At 71.9% G+C, this 21760-nt stretch carries 18 protein-coding genes; 12 read left to right on the plus strand and 6 right to left on the minus strand.

The window, feature by feature from the left end; all coding sequences use genetic code 11:
- The first annotated feature begins 1122 nt into the window (after positions 1–1122).
- Together EKD16_RS08440 and EKD16_RS08445 are read left to right on the plus strand one after the other, a co-directional pair.
- On the plus strand, positions 1123–2109 hold the full coding sequence (locus EKD16_RS08440; RefSeq protein ID WP_131097880.1) for an ABC transporter ATP-binding protein: 987 nt from the start codon (positions 1123–1125) through the stop codon (positions 2107–2109).
- Positions 2106–2918: an ABC transporter permease gene (locus EKD16_RS08445; protein ID WP_131097881.1), complete on the plus strand. Its 813-nt coding sequence runs from the start codon at positions 2106–2108 to the stop codon at positions 2916–2918. Before EKD16_RS08440 ends, EKD16_RS08445 begins: the two co-directional genes overlap by 4 nt.
- A 51-nt stretch (positions 2919–2969) precedes the next feature.
- Here the strand turns inward: EKD16_RS08445 and gndA are convergent, their stop codons facing one another.
- Positions 2970–4412: an NADP-dependent phosphogluconate dehydrogenase gene (gene gndA / locus EKD16_RS08450; protein WP_131097882.1), complete on the minus strand. Its 1443-nt coding sequence runs from the start codon at positions 4410–4412 to the stop codon at positions 2970–2972.
- A gap of 362 nt (positions 4413–4774) precedes the next feature.
- Here gndA and EKD16_RS08455 point away from each other — a divergent pair, with 362 nt between their 5' ends.
- The 3 genes from EKD16_RS08455 (at position 4775) to EKD16_RS26445 (ending at position 7264) form a co-directional block, all read left to right on the plus strand.
- A complete protein-coding gene (locus tag EKD16_RS08455; RefSeq protein WP_131097883.1) occupies positions 4775–5959 on the plus strand; it encodes an oxygenase MpaB family protein in 1185 nt (394 codons plus the stop codon).
- 385 nt (positions 5960–6344) lie between these two features.
- Positions 6345–6824: a hypothetical protein gene (locus EKD16_RS08460; RefSeq protein WP_131097884.1), complete on the plus strand. Its 480-nt coding sequence runs from the start codon at positions 6345–6347 to the stop codon at positions 6822–6824.
- Positions 6824–7264, plus strand: a complete 441-nt coding sequence (locus EKD16_RS26445; RefSeq protein ID WP_131097885.1) for a winged helix-turn-helix domain-containing protein — start codon at positions 6824–6826, stop codon at positions 7262–7264. Before EKD16_RS08460 ends, EKD16_RS26445 begins: the two co-directional genes overlap by 1 nt.
- A 166-nt stretch (positions 7265–7430) precedes the next feature.
- Here the strand turns inward: EKD16_RS26445 and EKD16_RS08470 are convergent, their stop codons facing one another.
- On the minus strand, positions 7431–8453 hold the full coding sequence (locus EKD16_RS08470) for a sodium:calcium antiporter (protein ID WP_131097886.1): 1023 nt from the start codon (positions 8451–8453) through the stop codon (positions 7431–7433).
- A gap of 193 nt (positions 8454–8646) precedes the next feature.
- On the opposite strand from EKD16_RS08470, the gene EKD16_RS26585 reads away from it, so the two are divergent.
- Positions 8647–9801 (plus strand): RNA-guided endonuclease InsQ/TnpB family protein, encoded by a 1155-nt coding sequence (locus EKD16_RS26585; RefSeq protein WP_394347321.1) that lies wholly within the window; start codon positions 8647–8649, stop codon positions 9799–9801.
- A 71-nt stretch (positions 9802–9872) separates the two neighbouring features.
- On the opposite strand, the gene EKD16_RS08485 is transcribed toward EKD16_RS26585, so the two are convergent.
- Positions 9873–10712, minus strand: coding sequence for a helix-turn-helix transcriptional regulator (locus EKD16_RS08485; protein WP_131097888.1), 840 nt, complete (start codon positions 10710–10712; stop codon positions 9873–9875).
- A 101-nt stretch (positions 10713–10813) separates the two neighbouring features.
- On the opposite strand from EKD16_RS08485, the gene EKD16_RS08490 reads away from it, so the two are divergent.
- A complete protein-coding gene (locus EKD16_RS08490) occupies positions 10814–11521 on the plus strand; it encodes an SDR family NAD(P)-dependent oxidoreductase (protein ID WP_131097889.1) in 708 nt (235 codons plus the stop codon).
- 218 nt (positions 11522–11739) lie between these two features.
- Here the strand turns inward: EKD16_RS08490 and EKD16_RS08495 are convergent, their stop codons facing one another.
- The 3 genes from EKD16_RS08495 to hypF form a co-directional block, all read right to left on the minus strand.
- Positions 11740–12837: an IS630 family transposase gene (locus EKD16_RS08495; RefSeq protein WP_131097890.1), complete on the minus strand. Its 1098-nt coding sequence runs from the start codon at positions 12835–12837 to the stop codon at positions 11740–11742.
- A gap of 62 nt (positions 12838–12899) precedes the next feature.
- Positions 12900–14099, minus strand: a complete 1200-nt coding sequence (locus EKD16_RS08500; protein WP_131102230.1) for a zinc-dependent alcohol dehydrogenase — start codon at positions 14097–14099, stop codon at positions 12900–12902.
- Positions 14100–14208: 109 nt separating this feature from the next.
- Positions 14209–16545 (minus strand): carbamoyltransferase HypF, encoded by a 2337-nt coding sequence (gene hypF / locus EKD16_RS08505; protein WP_131097891.1) that lies wholly within the window; start codon positions 16543–16545, stop codon positions 14209–14211.
- Between the two features lie 596 nt (positions 16546–17141).
- Between hypF and EKD16_RS08510 the strand changes: the two genes are divergently transcribed.
- The 5 genes from EKD16_RS08510 to EKD16_RS08530 all read left to right on the plus strand — a co-directional run bounded on the left by EKD16_RS08510 (position 17142) and on the right by EKD16_RS08530 (position 21719).
- Positions 17142–17762, plus strand: a complete 621-nt coding sequence (locus tag EKD16_RS08510; RefSeq protein WP_131097892.1) for a D-sedoheptulose-7-phosphate isomerase — start codon at positions 17142–17144, stop codon at positions 17760–17762.
- Positions 17759–18085 (plus strand): HypC/HybG/HupF family hydrogenase formation chaperone, encoded by a 327-nt coding sequence (locus EKD16_RS08515; RefSeq protein ID WP_242677296.1) that lies wholly within the window; start codon positions 17759–17761, stop codon positions 18083–18085. Before EKD16_RS08510 ends, EKD16_RS08515 begins: the two co-directional genes overlap by 4 nt.
- Positions 18069–18803, plus strand: coding sequence for a D-sedoheptulose-7-phosphate isomerase (locus EKD16_RS08520; protein ID WP_131097893.1), 735 nt, complete (start codon positions 18069–18071; stop codon positions 18801–18803). The genes EKD16_RS08515 and EKD16_RS08520 overlap by 17 nt, the downstream gene beginning before the upstream one ends.
- A gap of 3 nt (positions 18804–18806) precedes the next feature.
- Positions 18807–19856 carry an NADH-quinone oxidoreductase subunit B family protein gene (locus tag EKD16_RS08525; protein ID WP_131097894.1) on the plus strand — a complete coding sequence of 350 codons (1050 nt, stop codon included), beginning with the start codon at positions 18807–18809 and terminating at the stop codon, positions 19854–19856.
- 66 nt (positions 19857–19922) lie between these two features.
- A complete protein-coding gene (locus tag EKD16_RS08530) occupies positions 19923–21719 on the plus strand; it encodes a nickel-dependent hydrogenase large subunit (RefSeq protein WP_131097895.1) in 1797 nt (598 codons plus the stop codon).
- Positions 21720–21760 lie beyond the last annotated feature (41 nt).

The following is a 21760-nucleotide window of genomic DNA, read 5'->3' on the forward strand; positions in this document are numbered from 1 at the left end:
ACGGGCCGGGTGCTCGCCGGTGGCGCACCCGGCGGGGGCGGCGACGAGGCCCGATGCGGGGTGGTCGGCGGCGGTCATGCAGCGGGGTCGGGGCCACGAGATGCACGTAGGTGCCGCGGCATCCGCCTCGGCGCCGTCCCGAGGCGCCATCCCCAAACCGTCATTCTGCTATACGAAACAACGCGGGGCGGTTTGTCCATCAATGTCCGTGTTCCCGATGGGTCCGCGCCCGCCGAGGCCGCCCGCAAAACGGGCATAGACCCCCAAAAGTCCACCCCATCGGGCGGTGGAGTGCCCGTCGGCGGCGCCCGGGCGCCACGAGCGACATGTCGTCGCCCCCGGCCCCCGTTCCGGCGCACCACCAGGGGCGTGCGAGCACCCGAGACCGCGCCCCGCCGCGCGGCCTCCGGCCGGTGCGGGCCGGGTCGGAACACGGCGCTACCACGTCGGCCAACCGGCGCCGGTAGGCCCTATCTGCGGTCCATCCGGCGGTCATCGTGGACTTATGGCCACGGGAACGCTTTCCCGAGGCCATAAGTTCACGATCAACGGGAGAAGCCGGCGGGACCGGTGCCGCCCAGTGCAGGGTTTCGATCAGACAGCGGACGGAATCCGGTGCAAACCGCGCGTTGGATGCGCCGACCGGCCTGCAGCGCCCGAACGCCGCCCCCGCCGGGCGCGCCACCGGCGAGCCCCCGACCCGTCGACGGCGGTCCGGACCCTGCGCCGTCCTCGGTGCCCTTCGTTCCCCGCCAGGTGACCCGACACCCGGCAGGCCGGCAGGGCCGCCCAGCAGACCCGAGCCGCCCCTCCCCACGCACCGCCACCGGCGGTCCCCGCTCCCTCGACCGCAAGCCCCTGCCCGCCCGCCTTCCGGAGACGGGCGAATCTTCGAACTCCGGGAATTCGCTGGATAACCGCCTCAGTGCCGGTTCGATAATGGCTGCGGACTCCAACGTCTAGAAACGTGTTTTCGCAGGTCAGAGAAAACATGAACGTTACGTTCGCGTTTGCTTTCCAGGTTTCTCGCGTGAAGAATCGGAGTGTTCCTCGCGTGCTCCCGATTCCCGGGGTGCGCTCGCTGTGCCCGAATTCGCGGGCGAACCGATATTTGGAGGGACGATGATCCGTGCCCGGGGACTGGCCCGGAGCTTCAAGGTCAAGCGAGAGACGATCCAGGCCGTCCGCGGCGTGGACCTCGACGTCGAGGCGGGTCGGCTGGTGGCCTTCCTCGGTCCGAACGGCGCAGGTAAGTCGACCAGCCTGCGCATGCTCACCACCCTGCTGCCTCCCACCGCCGGGACCGCCACCGTCGCCGGACGCGACATCGCGTCCGATCCCAAGGGGGTGCGCGCCCGGACCGGCTATGTGGGGCAGCGCAGCGGTGCCGGCGAGAACTTCCGTGTACGCGACGAATTGGTCAACCAAGGCGCCAACTACGGCCTCACCCGAGCCGCCGCCCGCCGGCGCGCGGACGAGGTACTGGAGACCCTCGACCTGGCTCCGCTGGCCCGGCGTCGGCCTTCGACCCTCTCCGGCGGCCAGCGCCGCCGCCTCGATATCGGACTGGGACTGGTGCACCGCCCGCCGCTGCTGTTCCTGGACGAGCCCACCACCGGCCTCGACCCGCACAGCCGCGCGAACGTGTGGGAGCACATCCTGCGCCTGCGCGAGCGGTACGGCACCACCCTGTTCCTGACCACCCACTACCTGGAGGAGGCCGACACCATGGCCGAGCGCGTGGTCGTCATCGACGGCGGCCGCATCATCGCCGACGGCACCGCAGACCGGCTCAAGACCGAGCACGCCGGGGACCGCATCGCCGTCGCGCCGCAGGACGCCGGCGACTCCGCGGCGGTGGCCGAGACCTCGGCGCACATGTTCGGGAACGACAACGTCGCGGCAGATCCCAGCGGTGCCGTGCGAGTCCGGGTGCCCCGGGCGGACGCGGCGCTGCCCGAGCTGCTGCGCACCCTGGAGGCGGCCGGAATCACGACGGCCACCGCCGAGACCTCCCGCCCCACCCTCGACGACGTGTTTCTCACGTTGACCGGCCGGAGCCTGGACGAGGTCCAGGGCGAGCAGGCCGGAGAGGAGGCCGCGACATGAGTGCTTGGGCACCGGCGGCTCCGGCTCCGGCCGAGCCGCCCCCCACGCGGGGCGGCTCGTTCCTGCACGACACCTGGACGGTGTTCCTTCGCGAGGCGGCCCCCGTCGTCCGCGAGCCGGCCGGCCTCGCGTTCACCATGGTCCAGCCGCTGCTGTTCCTGTTCTTCTTCGGGCCGCTGATCGGCGGATCGGGCACCTTCCCCGGCGGGCAGTCGCCCTGGCAGTGGTTCGTGCCCGGGGTGCTGGTCATGATGTGCCTGTTCGGTCCGATGATGTCCGGCTACAACCTGCTGGTGGAACTGCTCGGCGGGTCGCTGGAGCGGCTCCTCGTCAGTCCCCTGAACCGCACCGCGATGCTGATCGGCCGGACGCTCAAGGAGTCGGCGGTGCTGGCCGCCCAGGCGGTGCTGATCGTCGCCCTCGCGGTGCCGCTGGGCTTCGACCTGCACCCGGTGGGCGTGCTGGCCGGGCTGGGCCTGCTGACCGTCTTCGCCGTGGGGCTGGGCACGCTGTCGTTCGTCCTGGCGATGGCCTCACAGCCCAACGGTGAACTGTTCTACGGCATCACCCAGATGCTGCTGTTCCCGCTGCTGCTGCTCTCGGGTGTGCTGCTGCCGCTGGACTCCGGCCCGGCGTGGCTGCGCGGGGCCGCGGCGGTCAACCCCGTCGCCTACATCGCCGACGCCGAACGGGCGCTGTTCGCCGGCCGGTTCGCCGAGGCGTCGGTGCTCCACGGAGCCCTGGCCGCCGCCGCGGTCGCGGCCCTCGGGCTGGCCCTGGGGACCCGTTCGATGCGGCGCGGCGTGTAGGCCGCCGCGCGGTGGTGCGCCCCGTTCCGCGGCGGGGCGCACCGGGCCGCTTCACTCGGTGTACTGTTCGGAGCGGTCGCCGCCCCAGAGGGTGTGGAAGACGCCGTCGCGATCGGTGCGGCGGTACGTGTGCGCGCCGAAGAAGTCCCGCTGGGCCTGGGTCAGGGCTGCCGGGAGCCGTCCGGCGCGCAGCGCGTCGTAGTAGGCCAGGGCGGCGGAGAAGCCCGGCGTGGGGATGCCGTGCCGGGTGGCGGTGGCCACCACCGCGCGCCAGTCGCCCTGGGCCCGGCCGATCTCGGCGGAGAAGCGCTCGTCGGCGATCAGCGTCGCCAGGTCCGGGTCGGAGGCGTAGGCGGAGCGGATGTGGTCCAGGAACACCGCGCGGATGATGCACCCGCCCCGCCAGATCGCCGCCACGGCGCCCAGGTCGATGTCCCAGCCGTACTCCTGTGCTCCGGCCTGGATCATGTTCCAGCCTTGCGAGTACGCGACGATCTTCGAGGCGTAGAGGGCCTGTTCGACCTGGTCGGCGAAGTGCCCGGCGGCGTCGCTCGCCATCGCCTCGGCGCGGGGGCCGGGCAGTCCCGCCGCGGCGGCGCGCAGGTCGGCGTGGCCCGACAGCGAACGCGCGAACACGGCCTCGGCGATGCCCGAGACCGGAACACCCAGCTCCAAGGCGGTCTGCACGGTCCAGCGCCCCGTGCCCTTCTGCTCGGCCCGGTCGGCGACGACGTCGACGAACGGCGCGCCGGTCTCGGCGTCGGTGTGCGAGAGCACCTCGGCCGAGACCTCCATCAGGTAGGAGTCCAGCCGTCCGCTGTTCCAGGTGCGGAAGACCTCGGCGATCTGGGCGGGGCTGTAGCCCGCCACGTCGCGCAGCAGGTGGTACGCCTCGCCGATCAGCTGCATGTCGGCGTACTCGATGCCGTTGTGCACCATCTTCACGAAGTGGCCCGCCCCGTCGGTGCCGACGTGGGTGGTGCAGGGCGCGCCGTCGTCGGCCTTGGCGGCGACGGACTCCAGCATCGGACCGAGTGAGGCGTAGGACTCGGCCGACCCGCCGGGCATGATGCTGGGTCCGTGCAGCGCACCCTCCTCGCCTCCGGAGATCCCGGCGCCGACGAAGTGGATGCCGCGGTCGCGCAGCTCGCGCTCGCGGCGGCGGGTGTCGGCGAAGTGGGCGTTGCCGCCGTCGATGATGACGTCGCCCTCCTCCAGCAGCGGGGCGAACTCGGCGATGACGGCGTCGGTGGGCTCGCCGGCCTTGACCATGACCACCAGGCGGCGCGGGCGTTCGAGCGATGCGACGAAATCCGCGGGCGACTCGGCGGGCAGGAAGGCCCCCTCGTCGCCGAACTCCTCGATCAGGGCCCGCGTCTTGGCCGGAGTGCGGTTGTGCACCGCGACGGTGTATCCGCTCCGGGCGAAGTTGCGGGCGAGATTGCGCCCCATCACGGCCAGGCCGGTGACGCCGATGTCGGCCGAAGTGCTCATGCTGCTGCTCCCGGTGAAGGTCTGCCCCGGCCCCGGCGCGCCGAAAGGCCGGGCCGTGCGCTGCTCTGCACAGTAAGCGCTGCCCCGCCCGGCGCCGGAGGATGCGCCCGGCGTTGCGCTGTGCTCGTGCGCACATCGGCCGCGCGTCGGCCGCCGACCGTGGGCAGCCTCCGCGGCCGACCGCCGCCGCGTTCGTCCGCGCCATCACCCCGCCCCCGGCCCCGACCGGTTCGGTCGGGGCCGACAGGGGCGGCCGGACGCCGATGTGGTCGCGGCGGTGTGTAGGGTTCCGGCGCGGAGCCGCGCGAGCGCCCGCACACCGATTGCGACAGCACCTCCACAGCACCTCCAGGAAGGTTCGGATGACCGACGAACCCGCCCTCGCCGCGTCTCCGCGGCGGCTCCGCCACCCCGAGCAGGTCGCCCGCGACCACGGCCGCTTTCGAGCGGCCCTGCTGGCCGAGGGCCTCGGCACCGGCGACCCGGTTGCCGACGACGCCTTCGCCGACCTCGCGGCCGGCGGCGCCGCCGCGCGCCGCGCCCTCGCCGCCGGCCTGCGCGAGGGCCTCTCCTCCCTGCAAGAGCCGCCGCCCGCGGGGATCGCGGCGCTGCTGAGGGAGTCGGAGGAGGCCGTCGCCGGCACCGACCGGGAGCTGCTGGAGCGGGGCGACGTCGCCAGCATCGCCGTCGACCCCTTCTGGAGCCGGATCGCGTTCGCCCTGGGGTCGCTGGTGCACACCTACAGTGCTCCCGCCATCGCCCGGGTCCTCACCGGAACCGGCAAGCTCACCGAGTCCGCCGGGCGGCGGCTGGGCGAGACCGGGCTCTGGCGCGCCGACGCCATCCTGCCCGGCGGGCTGCTGCCCGGCGCGGACGGCTACGTCGACAGCGTCCAGGTGCGGCTGCTGCACGCCCGTGTGCGCGCGGCCGCGCTGCGCAGCGGATGGGACACCGCCGAATGGGGCGTGCCGATCAACAGTGTCGACGTGGCGCGCACCTGGCTGGACTTCACCGTCGTGCCGTTCCGCGCGTTGGAGAAGGTCGGTATCGTCCTGACGGATGAGGAGGAGCGTGATCTCTACCGGTACTGGCACTGCGTCGCCGCGCTGATCGGGGTCGACCCCCGTTTTTATACCGAGGTGGTCGACCATGCCTCGGCCGAGGGCCTGCTCGAACTGGTCGAGACCACCAACGGCCCGCCCGACGAGGGCGCCCGCGCGCTCGTGCACGCCCTGCTCGACGCGCTCGCCACCGGGCCCATGGGCGCGGTGCTGCCACTGCGGGGCGACGCGGTCGAGCGGCTGCTGCACGCGCTGACCAGGCTTATCCAGGGCGACGAAGCCGCCGACGGGCTCGGCTTGGGCGCCGAGGACATCACCCCGTTCGTGCCGCTGCTGGCGATGGGCAACTCCCAGGCGCGGCGCTGGGAGCGGGCAACGGAGGAGTCGTGGGAACAGGCGCTGCACGAGCACACCGAGTTCCGCCGCACCGAGTTCGCCCATCTGCCCGGCACCGAGTACCGCTCCGCGGTGGAGGCCGAGGGGTAGCCCCCCGGGTGGCTGGCCGCCTCCGGCCAGCGGTGGGACGCCGCTCGACGAGGTCATCTACGGTTGCGCTGCAAGACCGCCGTGCCCTTTTCGGTCCGGCGGCCGGTGCGGAGGCGCGCCGCCGGATTCCGTCCATCCCGCGGCGTGCCTCCATCCGCTGGCGCCCGGTTCTGCGCGACCGGTCCCGCCAACCCGGCACCGACCGCCGCCACGGAACGCGGCGCCGGACGGCGCGTGCCACGTCGCCCGGCGCATCGCCCATCAGTGGTTCGGCGCCATGCCCTCCGAGTGCGGCGATGACAGCTCATGTCCATCCGTTTTCCATATCGGCAAGTCGTGCTACTTTCTATATTGGAAAGAGGCAGAGCCGGATCGGGAGCCCAGCATGGAGCAGGAGCAGGAGGCCCGCGCGGCGCTGGAGGACGTCCGGCGCCGCCAGGAGTCGGTGAGCCGCGAACTCGGCCGCTACCGGCCGACGGGCTGGATGACCGCGATGTATGTCCTGGGCATGTACACGGTGCTGGCGACCACCGAACTCGGGCCGGCCATCGCGCTGCCCGCGGCCGCCTGCGGCTTCGGGGTGATGGTCGCGGGGGTGGCTCTGGCCGTCCGCCGGGCGGCGCACAGCGGCGTCCAACCGCGCCGCGTCTGGACACCCTGGCGCCTCGTCGCCGCCGTGTCCTGGCTCGCCGGGATCTACGGCGTTTTCTGGCTCGCAGAGGCGGCGGTGCGGGTCCACCTGCCCGAATGGCAGGCACCTTTCGTCGCGGCCGCTCCGGCGGCCCTGGCGACCTGGCTGTTCGCAGAATGGTTGTGGTGGCTCGGTTTCGGCCCGCGGCGCTTCGCCGCGGAGGGGTCCGAGTAGTGGCCGAAGCGCGATTCGACGAGCTGATCCACGCCTCCACCCGGCTGTCCATCATGGCGATGGCGGCGGCCGGCCGCGCGATCGAGTTCCGCTTCATCCGCGACGAACTGGGCGTTAGCGACTCCGTGCTGTCGAAGCACCTGGGCGCCTTGGAGACCGCGGGCTACATCGCCGTGCGCAAGGAGAGCCTGGGCCGGGGGCGGCGGCGCACGGTCGTCGACATCACCGACGAAGGCGACGCCGCGTTCCACGGGCACGTCGCGGCCCTGGACGCGATCATCGGCCGCACGCGCGCCCCGGGCGGCGACGCGGGCGGCGAACCGACCGATCCCGGTGGAGCCGGCGGCGGCGCCCGGTTTGCAGCGAACCGTCCCGAATCCCCGGATCCCGACGAGGGGTCCGGCGAGGGTTCGGGCGAAACCCGCGCCGAAAAGAGCTGAAACAGACGCGTCACGCTGCAGCCGACGGGGCACGTTCTCCGCGTGGATCCCGGGCGGGCCGGTGAGGACGGCACCGGCCCGCCCGGCACTCCGCCGCGGGCCGCGCGCCGCTCTCCGACCCGCGGGCCGCGACGTACCGGCACCTGCGGCGCACAGCGGACAGGACTCACCCCATCCCCATCAGGAACACCACCCCGACGATGTAGGCGGCGAACATCGCGACGCCCTCGAACCCGATCCCGTGCTCCTGGCGGCGGATCAACCCAGCCGCGACCAGCAGGTTGAGCACCACGCCCAGTCCGATGAGCAGGACGACCTCGGGCGTCATCGCCCCGTAGATCGGCCCCTCCCGGTAGACCAGGTCCGCGGCCGACAGGAACAGCACGTCGAAGCCGTTGCCGCCGATGATGTCGCCCAGGGCCAGGTGCAGCGCGCGGATACGCACCGCGTACAGTACGGTCACCAGTTCCGGCAGCGAGGTGACGAAACCGGTGACGACGGCGCCGACCACGCCGCCCGACAGCCCGGTCTCCTCGACCACCGAGAGCCCGGCCACGCCGACGATGTAGCCGGTGCCCGATACGACGGCCGCCATCGCGGCGAACTTCAGCCACATCGCCGCCATCGACTCGCCCGGCCGCTGCGATGCGGGATCGGGTTCGTCGCGGCGGGTGTTGCGCGTCGGCTTCACCCGCCACATCGGGTTGGCTCCCACCTTGCGAGACAGCCGCAGCCAGTACCAGTACAGGAAGACCAGCAGTACCGATGCCGGGTGCACACCCGCCACGGCGACCTGCGGCCCGGTCCCGGCCACCAGCACGGTGCCGAGCATGATGGACAGCCCGATGGGGGCGAGCAGATTGGGCAGCGACGCCGCGGCGTGTTCGAGGTTGGCGCGCCGGTAGATCAGGTCCGCCAGCGCGATGAAGGTGGTCTGCAGGGCGATGCCGCCCAAGGCGTTGTTCATCGCGAAGGCGGCGTCGCCGCGCGCGGCACCGAGGATACTGGTGATCAGGCCGGGCAGCGCGGTCACCGCGCCCACCAGCAGGATGCCGGCCAGCGTCTCGCCGAGCCCGGTACGGTCGGCGAGCCGGTCCACCAGCCGGGTGAACGGCCCGCCCGCGACGAGCAGCACCATCGCCGAGCCGGCCAGCACCGCGGCGCTGACCCACACCGGCCACCCGTCCATACCGCCTCTTTCCTGTGTGTCGGCGTCTGTCCCGACGCACCGCTACCCAGAGGCGCCGCGGGAACAGCATCGAGTGCGGCGAAGCGGGGTGGCGCCTCGAGCCGGTCGAGCGCTCCGAAGGCGACGACGGTTCGCAGACGATCCGGATCGGCGAGGAGATCGGCGACGCCGAGCTGACGGGGGAGAAGACCACGTGGGTTTCGCCTGCGCACCGGAGGCGCTCAAGATGTTGGTCGAGCACCGGCAGGGCGATTCGGATCTGGTCGAACGCGGCGGCGTGTTCTACCTGATGGCCACCTGCGAGGTGGCCGAGGCCGAGCAGTATGCGCCGGAGGGGTTCATCGGTGTGGATCTGGGCATCGCCAACATCGCCACCACCTCCACCGGCTACCGGGCGGCCGGGCGGGGCCTGAACCGCCACCGCAAGCGCCAGGCCGCCCTGCGGGCCAAACTCCAGGCCAAAAGGACCAAGTCCGCCAAACGCCGGCTCAAGAAACGCAACCGCCGCGAGCGGCGCCACGTTGCGAACACCAACCACGTCATCGCCAAGCAGATCGTGACCGAGGCTGAACGCACCTCGGCCGGTATCGCCCTGGAAGACCTGACGGGGATCCGGCAGAGGGTACGGCTTTGCCGGCCCCAACGGGTCGCGATCCATTCCTGGGCCTTCGCCCGGCTCGCCGCCTTCATCGCCTACAAGGCCAAGCGGGCCGGGGTGCCGCTGGTGCAGGTGGATCCGGCCTACACCAGCCGGGAATGCGCCGAATGCCGGTACATCGACAAGAGGAACAGGGTCGCTCAGGCCCGGTTCGTGTGCCGGTCGTGGGGTCGTTGCCCACGCCGACCGCAACGCTTCCCGCACCATCGCCGTACGCGGCGAGGCTGCGTGGAATGCGGGGCGTGCGTCACGCGTCCCTGCCGCCCCATAAGGGGTGTCTGGACGGAGGAGCCCACCCGGCAGCCGGTCGGGCGGCTACCTCCAAGCCCGGCCCTTCAGGGCTCCTTCAGGGCCCGGGTCAAGTTGACTATCGACCTCGCGCTGGACGAGGGCGTCGCTGAGATTCCCGAGCCGCAGTGGGTCGAGAGCCGGGCCGATGCCGACTCCGAGGGAGGGGGTTCCGAGGCCGGCTCCCGTGGCGGGGATTCCGGGGCCGACTCCGGGATCGAGTCGATATGGGTGCCGATCCTGATCGTCGTCGGTGTCGTGCTGTTCATCCGGTTCGTCGTGTGGGGCGCGAGCGGTGGACGGTCCCCCCGGCACCGCGGCGGCGTGATCGGCGGCGGGGGCGGCGCCGGCGGAGGTGCCGGCGGCGCCGGTGGTGGGTGCGGCGGAGGCGGGGGCGGCTGACGCGCCCTCGCCCAGCCGGCCGTCGATCCGGTCGGCTGCGCTCACACCGGCGGCCCGGCCGGTTCCGGCTGCTATCCGGCGAACGCCTGGGTGCCCAGCACGGTGACCAGCTCCAGGCGCTCGGCGTCCGCGGTGCCGGGACCGGCCGTGTAGACCATGATGCGCAGATCGCTGCCCGCTACGGTGAGCACGTCGCAGTCCAGGGTCAGCGGCCCGACCTGCGGGTGGTCGACGGTTTTGCGCGCAGACCGGTGGCGGCCCACAGCCCCGGAGTCCCACAGTTCGGCGAACCGGTCGCTGTTCGCGCGCAGGTCGGCCACCAGTTGCCGCAGCCGTTGATCGTCCGGGTACCGGGCGGCGGCGGTACGCAGATCGGCAACCAGCGCCGTCTCGAAAGCGCGCCTGGATTCGGGCGTGTGCCGAACCCGCCCACCCGCTCCGACCAGGTTGCGCCATACCGAGTTGCGGTCGTTGCCGCGCCACCCCGAGGGGTCGCCCATCAGCGCCGCATAGGGCGGGTTGGCCAGTAGCAGGGTCCAGCAGGCGTCGTAGACCGCGACCGGCGTCCCGGTAAGCCGGTCCAGCAACCGCTGGACACTGGGCGGAATGTGGGCGGGGACCGTCCCCGGTCCGGGCAGCGCGAGCCCGGCGAGTTCGAACAGGTGCTCGCGCTCGTCCGGTGTCAGCCGCAGTGCGCGGCCCAGCGCCTCGACCACCTGAACCGAGGGGTGCACCGCGCGGCCCTGTTCGAGGCGGGTGATGTAGTCCACCGAGATCCCGGCCAGCAGAGCCAGTTCCTCGCGGCGCAGACCGGCCGCACGCCGCTGTCCGCCCGCGGGCATCCCCACCGCCTCGGGAGAGACCCGGTCGCGCCAACGCCGCACTGCCCGCCCGAACTCCGGTTCCGCCATGTTCCCAGTGTGCCCCCACACCGCGCGGACAGCCTGGTATCGGCGGTCCCAGGTAGCACAGGGCACTGGTCGGCCCGCCGCTGTCCAGCGACCCTGGAACCATGACCACGACATTGATCACCGGAGCGAACAAGGGCCTCGGCTTCGAGACGGCCCGCCGGCTCGTCGCCGCCGGACACGACGTCTACATCGGTAGCCGCGATCCGGAGGCGGGGCGGCGTGCCGCCGCGCGACTCGGTGCGAAGGCGGTGCAGATCGACGTCACCGACGACGAGTCGGTCGCGGAGGCCGCGAAGACCGTCGAGGCCGAAGGCGGACTCGACGTACTCGTGAACAACGCCGGAATCGAGGGCCGCACCGGCGACAACGGTGTAGTCGGCGCGGCCGACCTCACCGCCGAGGCGATGCGGCCCCTGCTGGAGGTGAACGTCCTCGGCGTGGTGCGCGTGACCCACGCGTTCCTGCCGCTGCTGCGGCACTCCGACCACCCGGTCGTGGTGAACCTCAGCAGCGGGCTGGCCTCCATGGCGCGAATCACCACCGAAGGCACGCCGGCGCACGCCTACACCGGCGTGGCCTATCCGGCATCGAAGACAGCAGTCAACATGATCACCGTGCAGTACGCGAAGGCGTTCCCCGAGATGCGCATCAACGCGGTGGAGCCCGGATTCACCGCCACCGACCTCAACGGGAACACGGGCATCCAAACCGTCGAGCAGGGCGCGGAGGTCATCGTCGGGATGGCCTGTGTGGGACCCGACGGCCCCACCGGCGGCTACTTCGACGTCGACGACCGGCTCCCCTGGTAGGCGCCCGCCGGACCGGGGGCTCGCCACCGGCGGGCAACCGACCCGTCGACCGCGGGCTCCGGCCCGTCGCCGTCGTCGGTGCCCGCTGTTGCCCGTCGAGCGGCCCGTTGCCCGGCAGCCCACCGCCCGGCAGACCGGCGAGGCCGCACAGCCAACCCGACTTGCACGGCCCGACCGCCCATGGGAGCCGGACCGACCCAGCACTTCTTAAACAGGGCTTAGTGTTCTGCGCCTGAAATCCGTTTCAGATATCTGGCGAGGGAGTCGAGGACCTCTTCGGCGGTCTTGCGCCAGACGAACGGGCGAGGCTCGGTGTTCCACCGCTCGATCCAATCGCGCACGTCCTTCTCCAGCGCGGCCACGCTCTTGTGCACCCCGCGGCGGGTGAGCTGGGCAGTGAGATAGCCGAACCAGCGCTCGACCTGGTTGATCCAGGAGGAACCGGTCGGGGTGAAGTGCACATGGAAGCGTGGATGGCGGGCCAGCCACTGGTGGATCAGCGGGGTCTTGTGCGTGGCGTAGTTGTCGCAGACCAAGTGGATGTCCAACTCGGCCGGGACCGCCTTGTCGATGCTGATGAGGAACTTCTTGAACTCGGCCGCGCGGTGCCGGCGGTGCAGCTCGGTGATGACGGTGCCGTCGGCGATGTTGAAGGCGGCGAACAGGCTGGTGGTGCCGTGGCGGACGTAGTCGTGGGTGACCCGTTCGGGCGCACTCGGCATCATCGGCAGCACCGGCTGGGAGCGGTCCAGGGCCTGCATCTGCGACTTCTCGTCCACGCACAGCACCACCGCCCGCTCGGGCGGGTTGTGATACAGCCCGACCACGTCGACCACCTTCTCCACGAACAGCGGGTCGGTGGAGATCTTGAAGCCCTCGGTGCGGTGCGGCTTCAGGTCGAAGTGCCGCCAGATCCGCCCGATGGTCGACCGGCTCAGCCCGCTGCGCCGCGCCATCGAGGCCCGCGACCAATGGGTGGCATCGGGCGGGGTCTGCTCCAGGGTCAGTTCGACGACCTGCTGGACCTGGTCGAGCAGGATCGAGGGCGGCCGGCCCGGCCGGGGCTCATCGGCCAGCCCGGCCAGGCCGTGCTCGATGAACCGGCCCCGCCACTTGGCCACGGTCGGCACAGAGATCCCCAACTCGGCGGCCACGTCCTTGTTGAACGCCTCGGGCTCCGCGCATGCCAAGACAATCCGGCAGCGCAACGCGTAGGCCTGGGTCGAGGTCGCCGCCCGCGCCCCGCGCACCAGCTCCCGGCGGTCGGCCTCGGTCACCGTCAACTCGGCCTTCTTCGGCCGACCCGTCTTCACCATCTCCGAAGCCTACACTTATGAAACGGATTTCAGGCGCAGAACATTAGCGCCCCCGGCCGGGATCACACGGTGGTGACGGCCACCTTCGTCCAGCCGGACTCGCGGCGGTCGAAGGCCGTGTAGGCGGCGACCACGTCGCGGAAGCCCATCTCCTGGGTGAGCACCGAGGCGATGTCCACCTGTCCGGCGGCGACCATGCGGACGAGTTCGGGCACGTACTTGCGGTGGTTGCAGTTGCCCATCTTGAGCGTGAGGTTCTTCTGCATCGCCGTGCCGATGGGGAAGGACGTCATCGTCGGCGGGTAGACCCCGATGATCGACACCGTCCCGGCCTTGGCGACCCCCTCCACCGACCAGCGGGCCGCCTGGGACGGTGCGTCGCCGGGCTCCCAGGTCCCGTCCTGCGGCGCGGTCTGCGGGGCGACCTGCGACAGCTCTTCGCGGAAGCCGTCGCCACCGCCGGAGGCCGGACCCTCCTTGGGGTGCTCGGCGTCGACCCCCACCGCGTCGATCACCCGGTCGGGTCCGATGCCGCCGGTCAGCTCGACCATCGCGGCCACCGGGTCCTCGGCGGTGTAGTCGATCGGTTCGGCGTGCAGCGCCCGCGCCTGCTCCAGGCGGCTGTCCACCCCGTCGACGGCCAGTACGCGCCCGGCGCCCCGGACGCGGGCGCTGATAATGGAGAACAGGCCGACGGGGCCGCAGCCCAGCACGGCCACGGTGTCGCCGGGCGTGATCTCGGCGAGCTCGGCGCCGAACCAGGCCGTGGGGAAGATGTCGGAGAGGAGGATGGCCTCCTCGTCGCTGACGCGGTCGGGCAGCCCCACCAGGCCGACGTTGGCGTAGGGCACGCGTACCCGTTCGGCCTGCATGCCGGGGAAGGACCCGGTCGCCTCAGGGCCGCCGAAGAAGGACGTCCCCGCGCGGCGGCCGCCCGGATTGGCGTTGTCGCACTGGGCGAAGTAGCCCGCCCGGCAGTAGCTGCACGTCCCGCATCCGATCGTGGAGGGGATGACCACGCGGTCGCCGGGGGAGAAGTTGCGGACCTGCGATCCCACCTCGGCGACCACCCCCACACCTTCGTGCCCGAGGACCGTACCGGGCACCATGCCGGGCATCGTGCCGCGCACCATGTGCAGGTCGGTCCCGCAGATGGCGCTGGTGGTGATCTGCACGACGGCGTCCTGGGGATGCTCGATCGCCGGTTCGGCGACGTCGTCCATCCGGATGTCCCCCACGCCATTCCATACGACGGCCTTCACGGTGTTCCCTCCCATCCGGGGCAGCGTGCGCCGGGCGCCGCCGCGCGGCCGGCGTGGCCCGCTCGGCCCGACGGCGTCCGTCGGTGCGGCCGCCTACCCGGGGTACACGTCACGAAACGGCGTCCAGCGCCGCGGCCACCGCAGCCTGGCCGAAGCTGATACCGCCGTCGTTGGCGGGCACCCGGCGGTGGGTGAGGACGTGCAGATCCGCCGCCTCCAGCCGGTCGCACAGCAGTTCCAGCAGCAGCGTGTTCTGGAACACCCCGCCCGACAGCGCGACGGTGGCCACGCCGGTGCGCGAACACACCCGCTGCACCGCCTCGGCGAGCACACCCGCCAGCCCGTTGTGGAAGCGCGCGGCCACGGCGGGGACCGCGGCGCCGCCCAGCACGTCCTGTGCCGCGGCGCGCACCAGGTCGGTGCCGCCGATGCGCAGCGGTGCCGCCTCTTCGCCCCCGATGCCGGGGTCGTCGATACGGGCGGGGTAGATGCCCGGCTCGCGCGGGTCGGCGCGCCGCTCCAACTCGATCGCCGCCTGGCCCTCGTAGTCGACGGCGTCGCCCAGTCCGGCCAGTGCGGCGACCGCGTCGAACAGCCGCCCGGCGCTGGAGGTCGGCGGAGCGTTGGTGCCCGAGCGGGCCATGCCCACCACCGCGGCCCAGCGCGCGGCGTTGCGCCGCACCACCGAGAAGCCCTCGGGTACCCGGCCGCCGTACGCCGCATCCAGGTAGGCGGCGGCCATGCGCCACGGCTCCCGCACGGCCGCCGCGCCGCCCGGCATCGGCACCCGAGCCAGGTGCCCGTGCCGCCGCATCCCCCTCAGGTCGCCCACCAGCAGTTCCCCGCCCCACAGGGTGCCGTCGCAGCCGTAGCCGAGTCCGTCCAGCGCCAGCCCGACCACCGGATCCGAGCGCCCGTTGTCGGCCATGCACGCGGCGATGTGGGCGTGGTGGTGCTGCACGGCCACCGGTTCGGCGCCCGCGCGGCCCAGGGCGTACTTCGTCGAGAGGTAGTCGGGGTGCAGGTCGTGGGCGACGGTTTGCGGATCGATCCCGAACAGAGCGGACAAGTGCGCGATCTGCTCGGTGTAGGACGTGTATGCGGCGTAGTCCTCCAGATCGCCGATGTGCTGGGAGAGGAAGGCGCGGTCTCCGCCGGCCAGGCAGAACGTGCTCTTGAGTTCGGCTCCGCAGGCCAGCACCGGCCGCCGCGCCGCCACGGGCAGCGTCAGCGGCGCGGGCGCGTAGCCCCGCGCGCGGCGCAGCGGGTACTCCCGGCCGCGCACCAGCCGCACCACCGAGTCGTCGGTGCGCACGTGGATGGGCCGATCGTGGACGAGGAAGACGTCGGCGATCGTCCCCAGGCGGGCCAGAGCCTCCTCCTCGGTGCGCGCGATCGGCTCGTCGGAGACGTTCCCGCTGGTCAGCACGAACGGCCGCGGGTGTTCGGCGGCGAGCAGGTGGTGCAGCGGGGTGTAGGGCAGCATGACGCCCACCCGCGGGTCGCCCGGAGCCGTCGACGGGGCGAGTTCGGCTTCGGCCCCGGGCCGCCGGAGCACGGGCACGATCGGCCGCCGGGAGCCGGTGAGGACGGCGGCTTCGGCGGCCTCGACCTCGCACAGCCGCTCGGCGGCCTCCAGCGAGGCGGCCATCACCGCGAACGGTTTGGCGGCGCGGCGCTTGCGTGCGCGCAGCGCCGCCACCGCGGCCTCGTCGCCCGCATCGGCGGCCAGGTGGTAGCCGCCGAGCCCTTTGACCGCGACGATGCGGCCCGCGACCAGCGCCCGCGCGGCCGCCGCGACGGGGTCGGCCCCCGCCGGGTCCGCGCCGTCCGTGCCAGCCGCGTCTGCGCCCGCGGCGTCGACCAGGCGCAGTCGGGGCCCGCACGCCGGACAGCACACCGGCTGGGCGTGGAAGCGCCGGTCGGCGGGGTCGCGGTACTCCGCCTCGCACGCCGCGCACATCGCGAAACCGGCCATGGTGGTGGCGGGCCGGTCGTAGGGCAGATCGGTGACGATGGTGAAGCGCGGCCCGCAGTCGGTGCAGTTGGTGAACGGGTAGCGGTAGCGGCGGTCGCCCGGGTCGAACAGTTCGGCCAGGCAGGCGTCGCAGGTCGCCACGTCCGGCGGCACCAGCGCTTGGCGCTCGCCCGCACCGTCGCTGGCCACGATGCGGAACCCGGAGTCGCGCAGCGGGGCCAGCGTCTCCGCGCTGACCCGTTCGATGACGGCGAGCGGAGGTGCCTCTTCCACCAGTTCCCGCCGGAAGCGGCCGAGCCCTTCGCGCGGACCCTCCACCTCGACGTAGACCCCGCGGGCGTCGTTGCCGACCAGCCCGCTGAGCCGGTGGCGCGTGGCGAGCGCGTGGACGAAGGGGCGGAACCCGACTCCCTGGACGATTCCCTCCACGCGGATGCGGGAGCGCGTAAACGGCTCGCCACTGCCCATCTCGGTATCCTCCCCGTGCGTTTCCTTGGTTGGCGCCCGATTCACGGGTCCCGCAATTTCCGGACGCCTTTTGCCGGAGTATAGGACTCGCCGCCGCGGTAGAATCCACACGCAAAGCCGCGGCGGGTGGAACGGAAACTCCGGCCGGTGGCCGATTGTGCCGGTTTCGCCGCGTCCGCGCCGCATTCCCGGCGACGCGCGCGCCGCGGCGCGCCCGAGTCGCGCCGTCGGAGCCGGCTGATCCGGCCGGGCGGTGCCGGTGCGGCGGGTCGCCCCGCGCTCCTGCGGCGTGTCGACCGGAGGGCGCTGAGGTGCGTCGGTGCCCCGACCGAGCGCACCACCCGGGGTCTTCCTTGGGCGCGACCGCCGCCCCGTGCGGGGCGCGGTTCGCGGCCGCCCCCGCGGCACCCGGCGGCCGCGGAATCAGGCGTTTCGTCCGATTTCTCCGTGCATTCCACGGGGTGCGCACTGAAACCTAAAAAAACATATATGGCAGTTCCACGGGTCGGGAAAAAGGTGTCCGCGGCGTGGTTTCGAAATCGTTGACACCGCATCTCGGCGCGTGCGACGCTGCGAATCCACTAGGGGGAATTTCTATGAGTGCTGCGACCCGCCTCCGCGAATTCGCCGACGAGGCGGTGCTTGCGCGCGAGGAGCCCGGGCTCGGACTGGCCGCGGACGCCGAACGCGTCGCCCGCGCCTGCCGCGACATGGCCGTGCGCTTCGACCGCGGCGGCAAGCTCGTCGTGTTCGGCAACGGGGGAGCGGGCGCCGACGCCGACCACATCGCCGTGGAGTTCGTGCACCCCGTGATCGTGGGCAAGCGGGCGCTGCCCGCGCTGTCGTTGAACAACGACACCGCCACCATCACCGAGATCGGCCGCAGCGACGGCTTCGAGCACGTCTTCGCCCACCAGCTCGGCCGACTGGCCGACCCCGGCGACATCGCGCTGGGCGTCTCGCCCGACGGTGACTGCGCCAACGTCGCGCGGGCCCTGGAGACCGCCGCCGCGACGGGCCTGCTCACCGTCGCCCTGGTGGGCGGCGACGGCGGGGCCGTCGCCCGCGGGGGCGCCGCCGACCACCTCCTGCACGTGCACAGCGACGATCCGATGATCGTCAAGGAGGTGCACGTGACGACTTACCACATCCTTTGGGAGCTGGTGCACGTGTTCTTCGAGAACCCGGCGCTGCTGGAGCGGGAGGCCAGCGCGTGAGCACCGAGCCCGAGCGCGGCGCGCCCGGCGACGGGGCCGCGCCGCTGCCCTTCCCCGGCATGCCCGCCCCCGCCGGCGACTTCATCGAGGTGCCCGAGTGGCACGAGGGTGACGGTGTTTGCGTCACCTGTTCCGACCAGGCCGTTGCGGTGCGGGTGCGCGCGCTGCTGCCCGGCGGTATGGCGCTGGTCGACACCGGCTCCTCCGTCGAGGAGGTCAGCGTCGCCCTGGTGGAGGCCGGCGAGGGCGACACGCTGCTGGTGCACGCCAAGGAGGCCATCGCCCGCGTGGAGCAGGAGGTGCCCGATGACCGCCTCGGATAGCGGCCTGGGCCGTGCCGGAGCCGCCGCAGATCCGCTGGGCCTGTACCCGTTCCTCGGCAGCGGCGCGCCGGGCGGCCTGGACGCGGTGACGGCCGAGGTGCGCCGCTCCACCGCGGAGAAGGCCGAGGAGATCGTGGGCCTGAGGCGCCTGCTGCTGGCCGAGTGCGGCGACGCCCTCGCCGCCTGCGCCGCCGCCATGGCCGAGCGCTTCGCCGCCGGAGGCCGCCTGTTCACCTTCGGCAACGGCGGCTCCAGCACCGACGCCGCCGGTCTCGCCACCGCCTTTCTGCGCCCGGTGCGCGGCCCGTCGCTGCCGGCGCTGTGTCTGACCGGCGACTCCGCCGTGCTGACCGCGCTGTCCAACGACGTCTCCTTCGAGGTCGTATTCGCCCGCCAGCTCGCCGCGCTCGGGCGCCCCGGCGACATCGCGCTGGGGCTGTCCACCAGCGGCGGCTCGCCCAATGTGGCCTCCGCTGTGCGGGCCGCCGCAGAAGGCGGCATGCTCACCGTCGCCATGGCCGGCTACAGCGGCGGCCGCCTCGGCGAACTCGACGTCCTCGACCACCTCTTCGCGGTGCCCTCCGCCTCGGTCCACCGCATCCAGGAAGCCCAGACGACGCTCTATCACGTGCTGTGGGAGCTGGTGACCCGGGCGCTGGAGGAGACCTCCGGCCCGGGCGCCGGCACCGCGGCCGGCACCGAACGGCCCAGGAGGTAGGCCATGACGACCGGAACCGAGACCGAGGAAGACGTCGTTCACATCCTCTGGATCAACGCGGGGCTCAGTTGCGACGGCGACTCGGTGGCGCTGACCGCCGCCACCCTGCCCAGCATCGAGGAGATCGTCCTGGGCGCGCTGCCCGGACTGCCCAAGGTGGCCGTGCACTGGCCGCTCATCGACTTCGAGTCGGGCCCCGAGCAGGGCGCCGACACTTTCATCGAGTGGTACTTCAAGGGGGAGCGCGGCGAGATCGACCCGTTCGTCCTGGTCATCGAGGGGTCCATCCCCAACGAGAAGATCAAGGACGAGGGCTACTGGTGCGGGTTCGGCAACAACCCCGAGACCGGCCAGCCCATCACCACCAGCGAGTGGCTGGACCGCCTCGCGCCCCAGGCCACCGCGATCGTGGCGGCGGGCACCTGCGCCACCTACGGCGGCATCCACGCCATGGCCGGCAACCCGACCGGGGCCATGGGCGTCGCCGACTACCTGGGCTGGGACTGGAAGTCCAAGGCCGGGCTGCCCATCGTGAACATCCCCGGCTGCCCCACGCAGCCCGACAACTTCTCCGAGACCCTCCTCTACCTGCTCTACCAGCTGCAGGGCAACGCGCCGATGATCCCGCTGGACGACGCGCTGCGCCCCACCTGGCTGTTCGGCCACACCGTCCACGAGGGCTGCGACCGCGGCGGCTTCTACGAGCAGGGCGAGTTCACCACCGAGTACGGCAGCGCCAAGTGCCTCGTCAAGATCGGCTGCTGGGGCCCGGTCGTCAAGTGCAACGTCACCAAGCGCGGCTGGATGGACGGCATCGGCGGCTGCCCCAACGTCGGCGGCATCTGCATCGCCTGCACGATGCCCGGCTTCCCGGACAAGTTCATGCCGTTCATGGACGAACCCCCGGGCGGCAAGGTCTCCTCCGCGGCGACCTCCGCGTACGGCGGCGTCATCCGCAAACTGCGCAACGTGACGATGAGGACCATCGACAAGGAACCCAAGTGGCGCCACACCGGAGAACGGCTGACGACCGGCTACCGGCCGCCGTGGTGATCCGCGCGACGCAGCGCGCAGCACCCTGACCGCACCAGCAACCGCCGCAGAAGGGCCCATTCGCACATGACCGCGACCGGACCGACGAGCCGCGAACAGCAGGCCGCCACCGACTCCAACCTCGTCGACATGAACTGGGACCCCATCACCCGCATCGTGGGCAGCCTGGGGATCTACACCAAGATCGACTTCAAGCAGAAGCAGGTGGCCGAGTGCTGGAGCACCTCGTCCATCTTCCGCGGATACAGCATCTTCATGCAGGGCAAGGACCCGCGGGACGCGCACTTCATCACCAGCCGCATCTGCGGGATCTGCGGCGACAACCACGCCGCGTGCTCGGTCTACGCGCAGAACATGGCCTACGGCGTCAAGACGCCGCCGCTGGGCGAGTGGATCATGAACCTCGGCGAGTCCGCGGAGTTCATGTTCGACCACAACATCTACCAGGAGAACCTGGTCGGGGTGGACTACTGCGAGAAGATGGTCCGCGAGACCAACCCCGAGGTGCTGGAGCTGGCCGAGCGCACCGAGGCGCCGGGCGCCGCCGAGCACGGCTATCGCACCATCGCCGACATCATGCGGGCGCTCAACCCGCTCGAAGGCGAGTTCTACCGCGAGGCGCTGCAGCAGAGCCGGCTCACCCGCGAGATGTTCTGCCTGATGGAGGGCCGCCACGTGCACCCCTCCACGCTGTATCCGGGCGGCGTGGGCACCTACCCGACCGTGCAGCTCTTCACCGACTACCTGACGCGGTTGATGCGCTACGTGGAGTTCATGAAGCGGGTCGTGCCGCTCCACGACGACCTGTTCGACTTCTTCTACGAGGCGCTGCCCGGCTACGAAGAGGTGGGCCGCCGCCGCATCCTGCTGGGCTGCTGGGGCTCGATGAACGACCCCGACCACTGCGACTACCGCTACGAGAACATGTCCGAGTGGGGCCGCAGGATGTTCGTGACCCCGGGCATCATCGTCGACGGCGAGCTGGTCACCAACGACCTGGTCGACATCAACCTGGGTATCCGCATCCTGCTGGGCAGCTCCTACTACGAGGACTGGGAGCAGCGGGAGAAGTTCGTGACCCACGACCCGCTGGGCAACCCGGTCGACCGGCGCCACCCGTGGAACCAGCACACCATCCCCAAGCCGCAGAAGCGCGACTTCGAGGACAAGTACAGCTGGGTGATGTCGCCGCGCTGGTTCGACGGCCAGGACCACCTGGCGCTGGACACCGGCGGCGGACCCATCGCCCGGCTGTGGTCCACGGCGCTGTCGGGCCTGGTCGACATCGGCGGCTACGTGCGCGCCACCGGCTCCAGCGTCAAGATCAACCTGCCCAAGACCGCGACCATGGGCGAGCGCAACTTCGAGTGGCGCATCCCGCGCTACAGCAACGCGCTGGAGCGCAACCGCGCCCGCACCTACTTCCAGGCCTACGCCGCCGCCTCGGCGCTGCACTTCGTCGACAAGGCGCTGGCCGAGCTGCACGCCGGGCGCACCAAGACCTGGGAGCCCTTCGACGTGCCCGACAACGCCATCGGCGTGGGCTTCCACGAGGCGGTGCGCGGCGTGCTCTCGCACCACATGGTGATCCGCGACGGCAAGATCGCGAACTACCACCCGTACCCGCCCACACCGTGGAACGCCAGCGTGCGCGACTCCTACGGCACGCCCGGCCCCTACGAGGACGCGGTGCAGAACACGCCCATCTTCGAGGAGAACTCGCCGGACGACTTCAAGGGCATCGACATCATGCGCGCCGTGCGCAGCTTCGACCCGTGCCTGCCCTGCGGCGTGCACATGTACCTCGGCAACGGGCAGACCCGCCAGGTCATGCACACTCCCACGGCCTTCGGCGGCTCCTGAAGGCGCCGCCGGCGACCGCAACCCGTGATCCGACACCTGCG

The organism is Streptomonospora litoralis, assembly GCF_004323735.1.
GTDB lineage: Bacteria > Actinomycetota > Actinomycetes > Streptosporangiales > Streptosporangiaceae > Streptomonospora > Streptomonospora litoralis.

Coding starts and splice junctions, on each gene's coding strand:
- EKD16_RS08455 (WP_131097883.1), top strand. CDS start 4,775: ATGACCGACGAACCCGCCCTCGCCGCGTCTCCGCGGCGGCTCCGCCAC.
- EKD16_RS08520 (WP_131097893.1), top strand. CDS start 18,069: ATGACCGCCTCGGATAGCGGCCTGGGCCGTGCCGGAGCCGCCGCAGAT.
- EKD16_RS08460 (WP_131097884.1), top strand. CDS start 6,345: ATGGAGCAGGAGCAGGAGGCCCGCGCGGCGCTGGAGGACGTCCGGCGC.
- EKD16_RS08490 (WP_131097889.1), top strand. CDS start 10,814: ATGACCACGACATTGATCACCGGAGCGAACAAGGGCCTCGGCTTCGAG.
- EKD16_RS08440 (WP_131097880.1), top strand. CDS start 1,123: ATGATCCGTGCCCGGGGACTGGCCCGGAGCTTCAAGGTCAAGCGAGAG.
- EKD16_RS08510 (WP_131097892.1), top strand. CDS start 17,142: ATGAGTGCTGCGACCCGCCTCCGCGAATTCGCCGACGAGGCGGTGCTT.
- EKD16_RS08495 (WP_131097890.1), bottom strand. CDS start 12,837: ATGGTGAAGACGGGTCGGCCGAAGAAGGCCGAGTTGACGGTGACCGAG.
- gndA (WP_131097882.1), bottom strand. CDS start 4,412: ATGAGCACTTCGGCCGACATCGGCGTCACCGGCCTGGCCGTGATGGGG.
- EKD16_RS08530 (WP_131097895.1), top strand. CDS start 19,923: ATGACCGCGACCGGACCGACGAGCCGCGAACAGCAGGCCGCCACCGAC.
- EKD16_RS08525 (WP_131097894.1), top strand. CDS start 18,807: ATGACGACCGGAACCGAGACCGAGGAAGACGTCGTTCACATCCTCTGG.
- EKD16_RS08470 (WP_131097886.1), bottom strand. CDS start 8,453: ATGGACGGGTGGCCGGTGTGGGTCAGCGCCGCGGTGCTGGCCGGCTCG.
- hypF (WP_131097891.1), bottom strand. CDS start 16,545: ATGGGCAGTGGCGAGCCGTTTACGCGCTCCCGCATCCGCGTGGAGGGA.
- EKD16_RS08445 (WP_131097881.1), top strand. CDS start 2,106: ATGAGTGCTTGGGCACCGGCGGCTCCGGCTCCGGCCGAGCCGCCCCCC.
- EKD16_RS08485 (WP_131097888.1), bottom strand. CDS start 10,712: ATGGCGGAACCGGAGTTCGGGCGGGCAGTGCGGCGTTGGCGCGACCGG.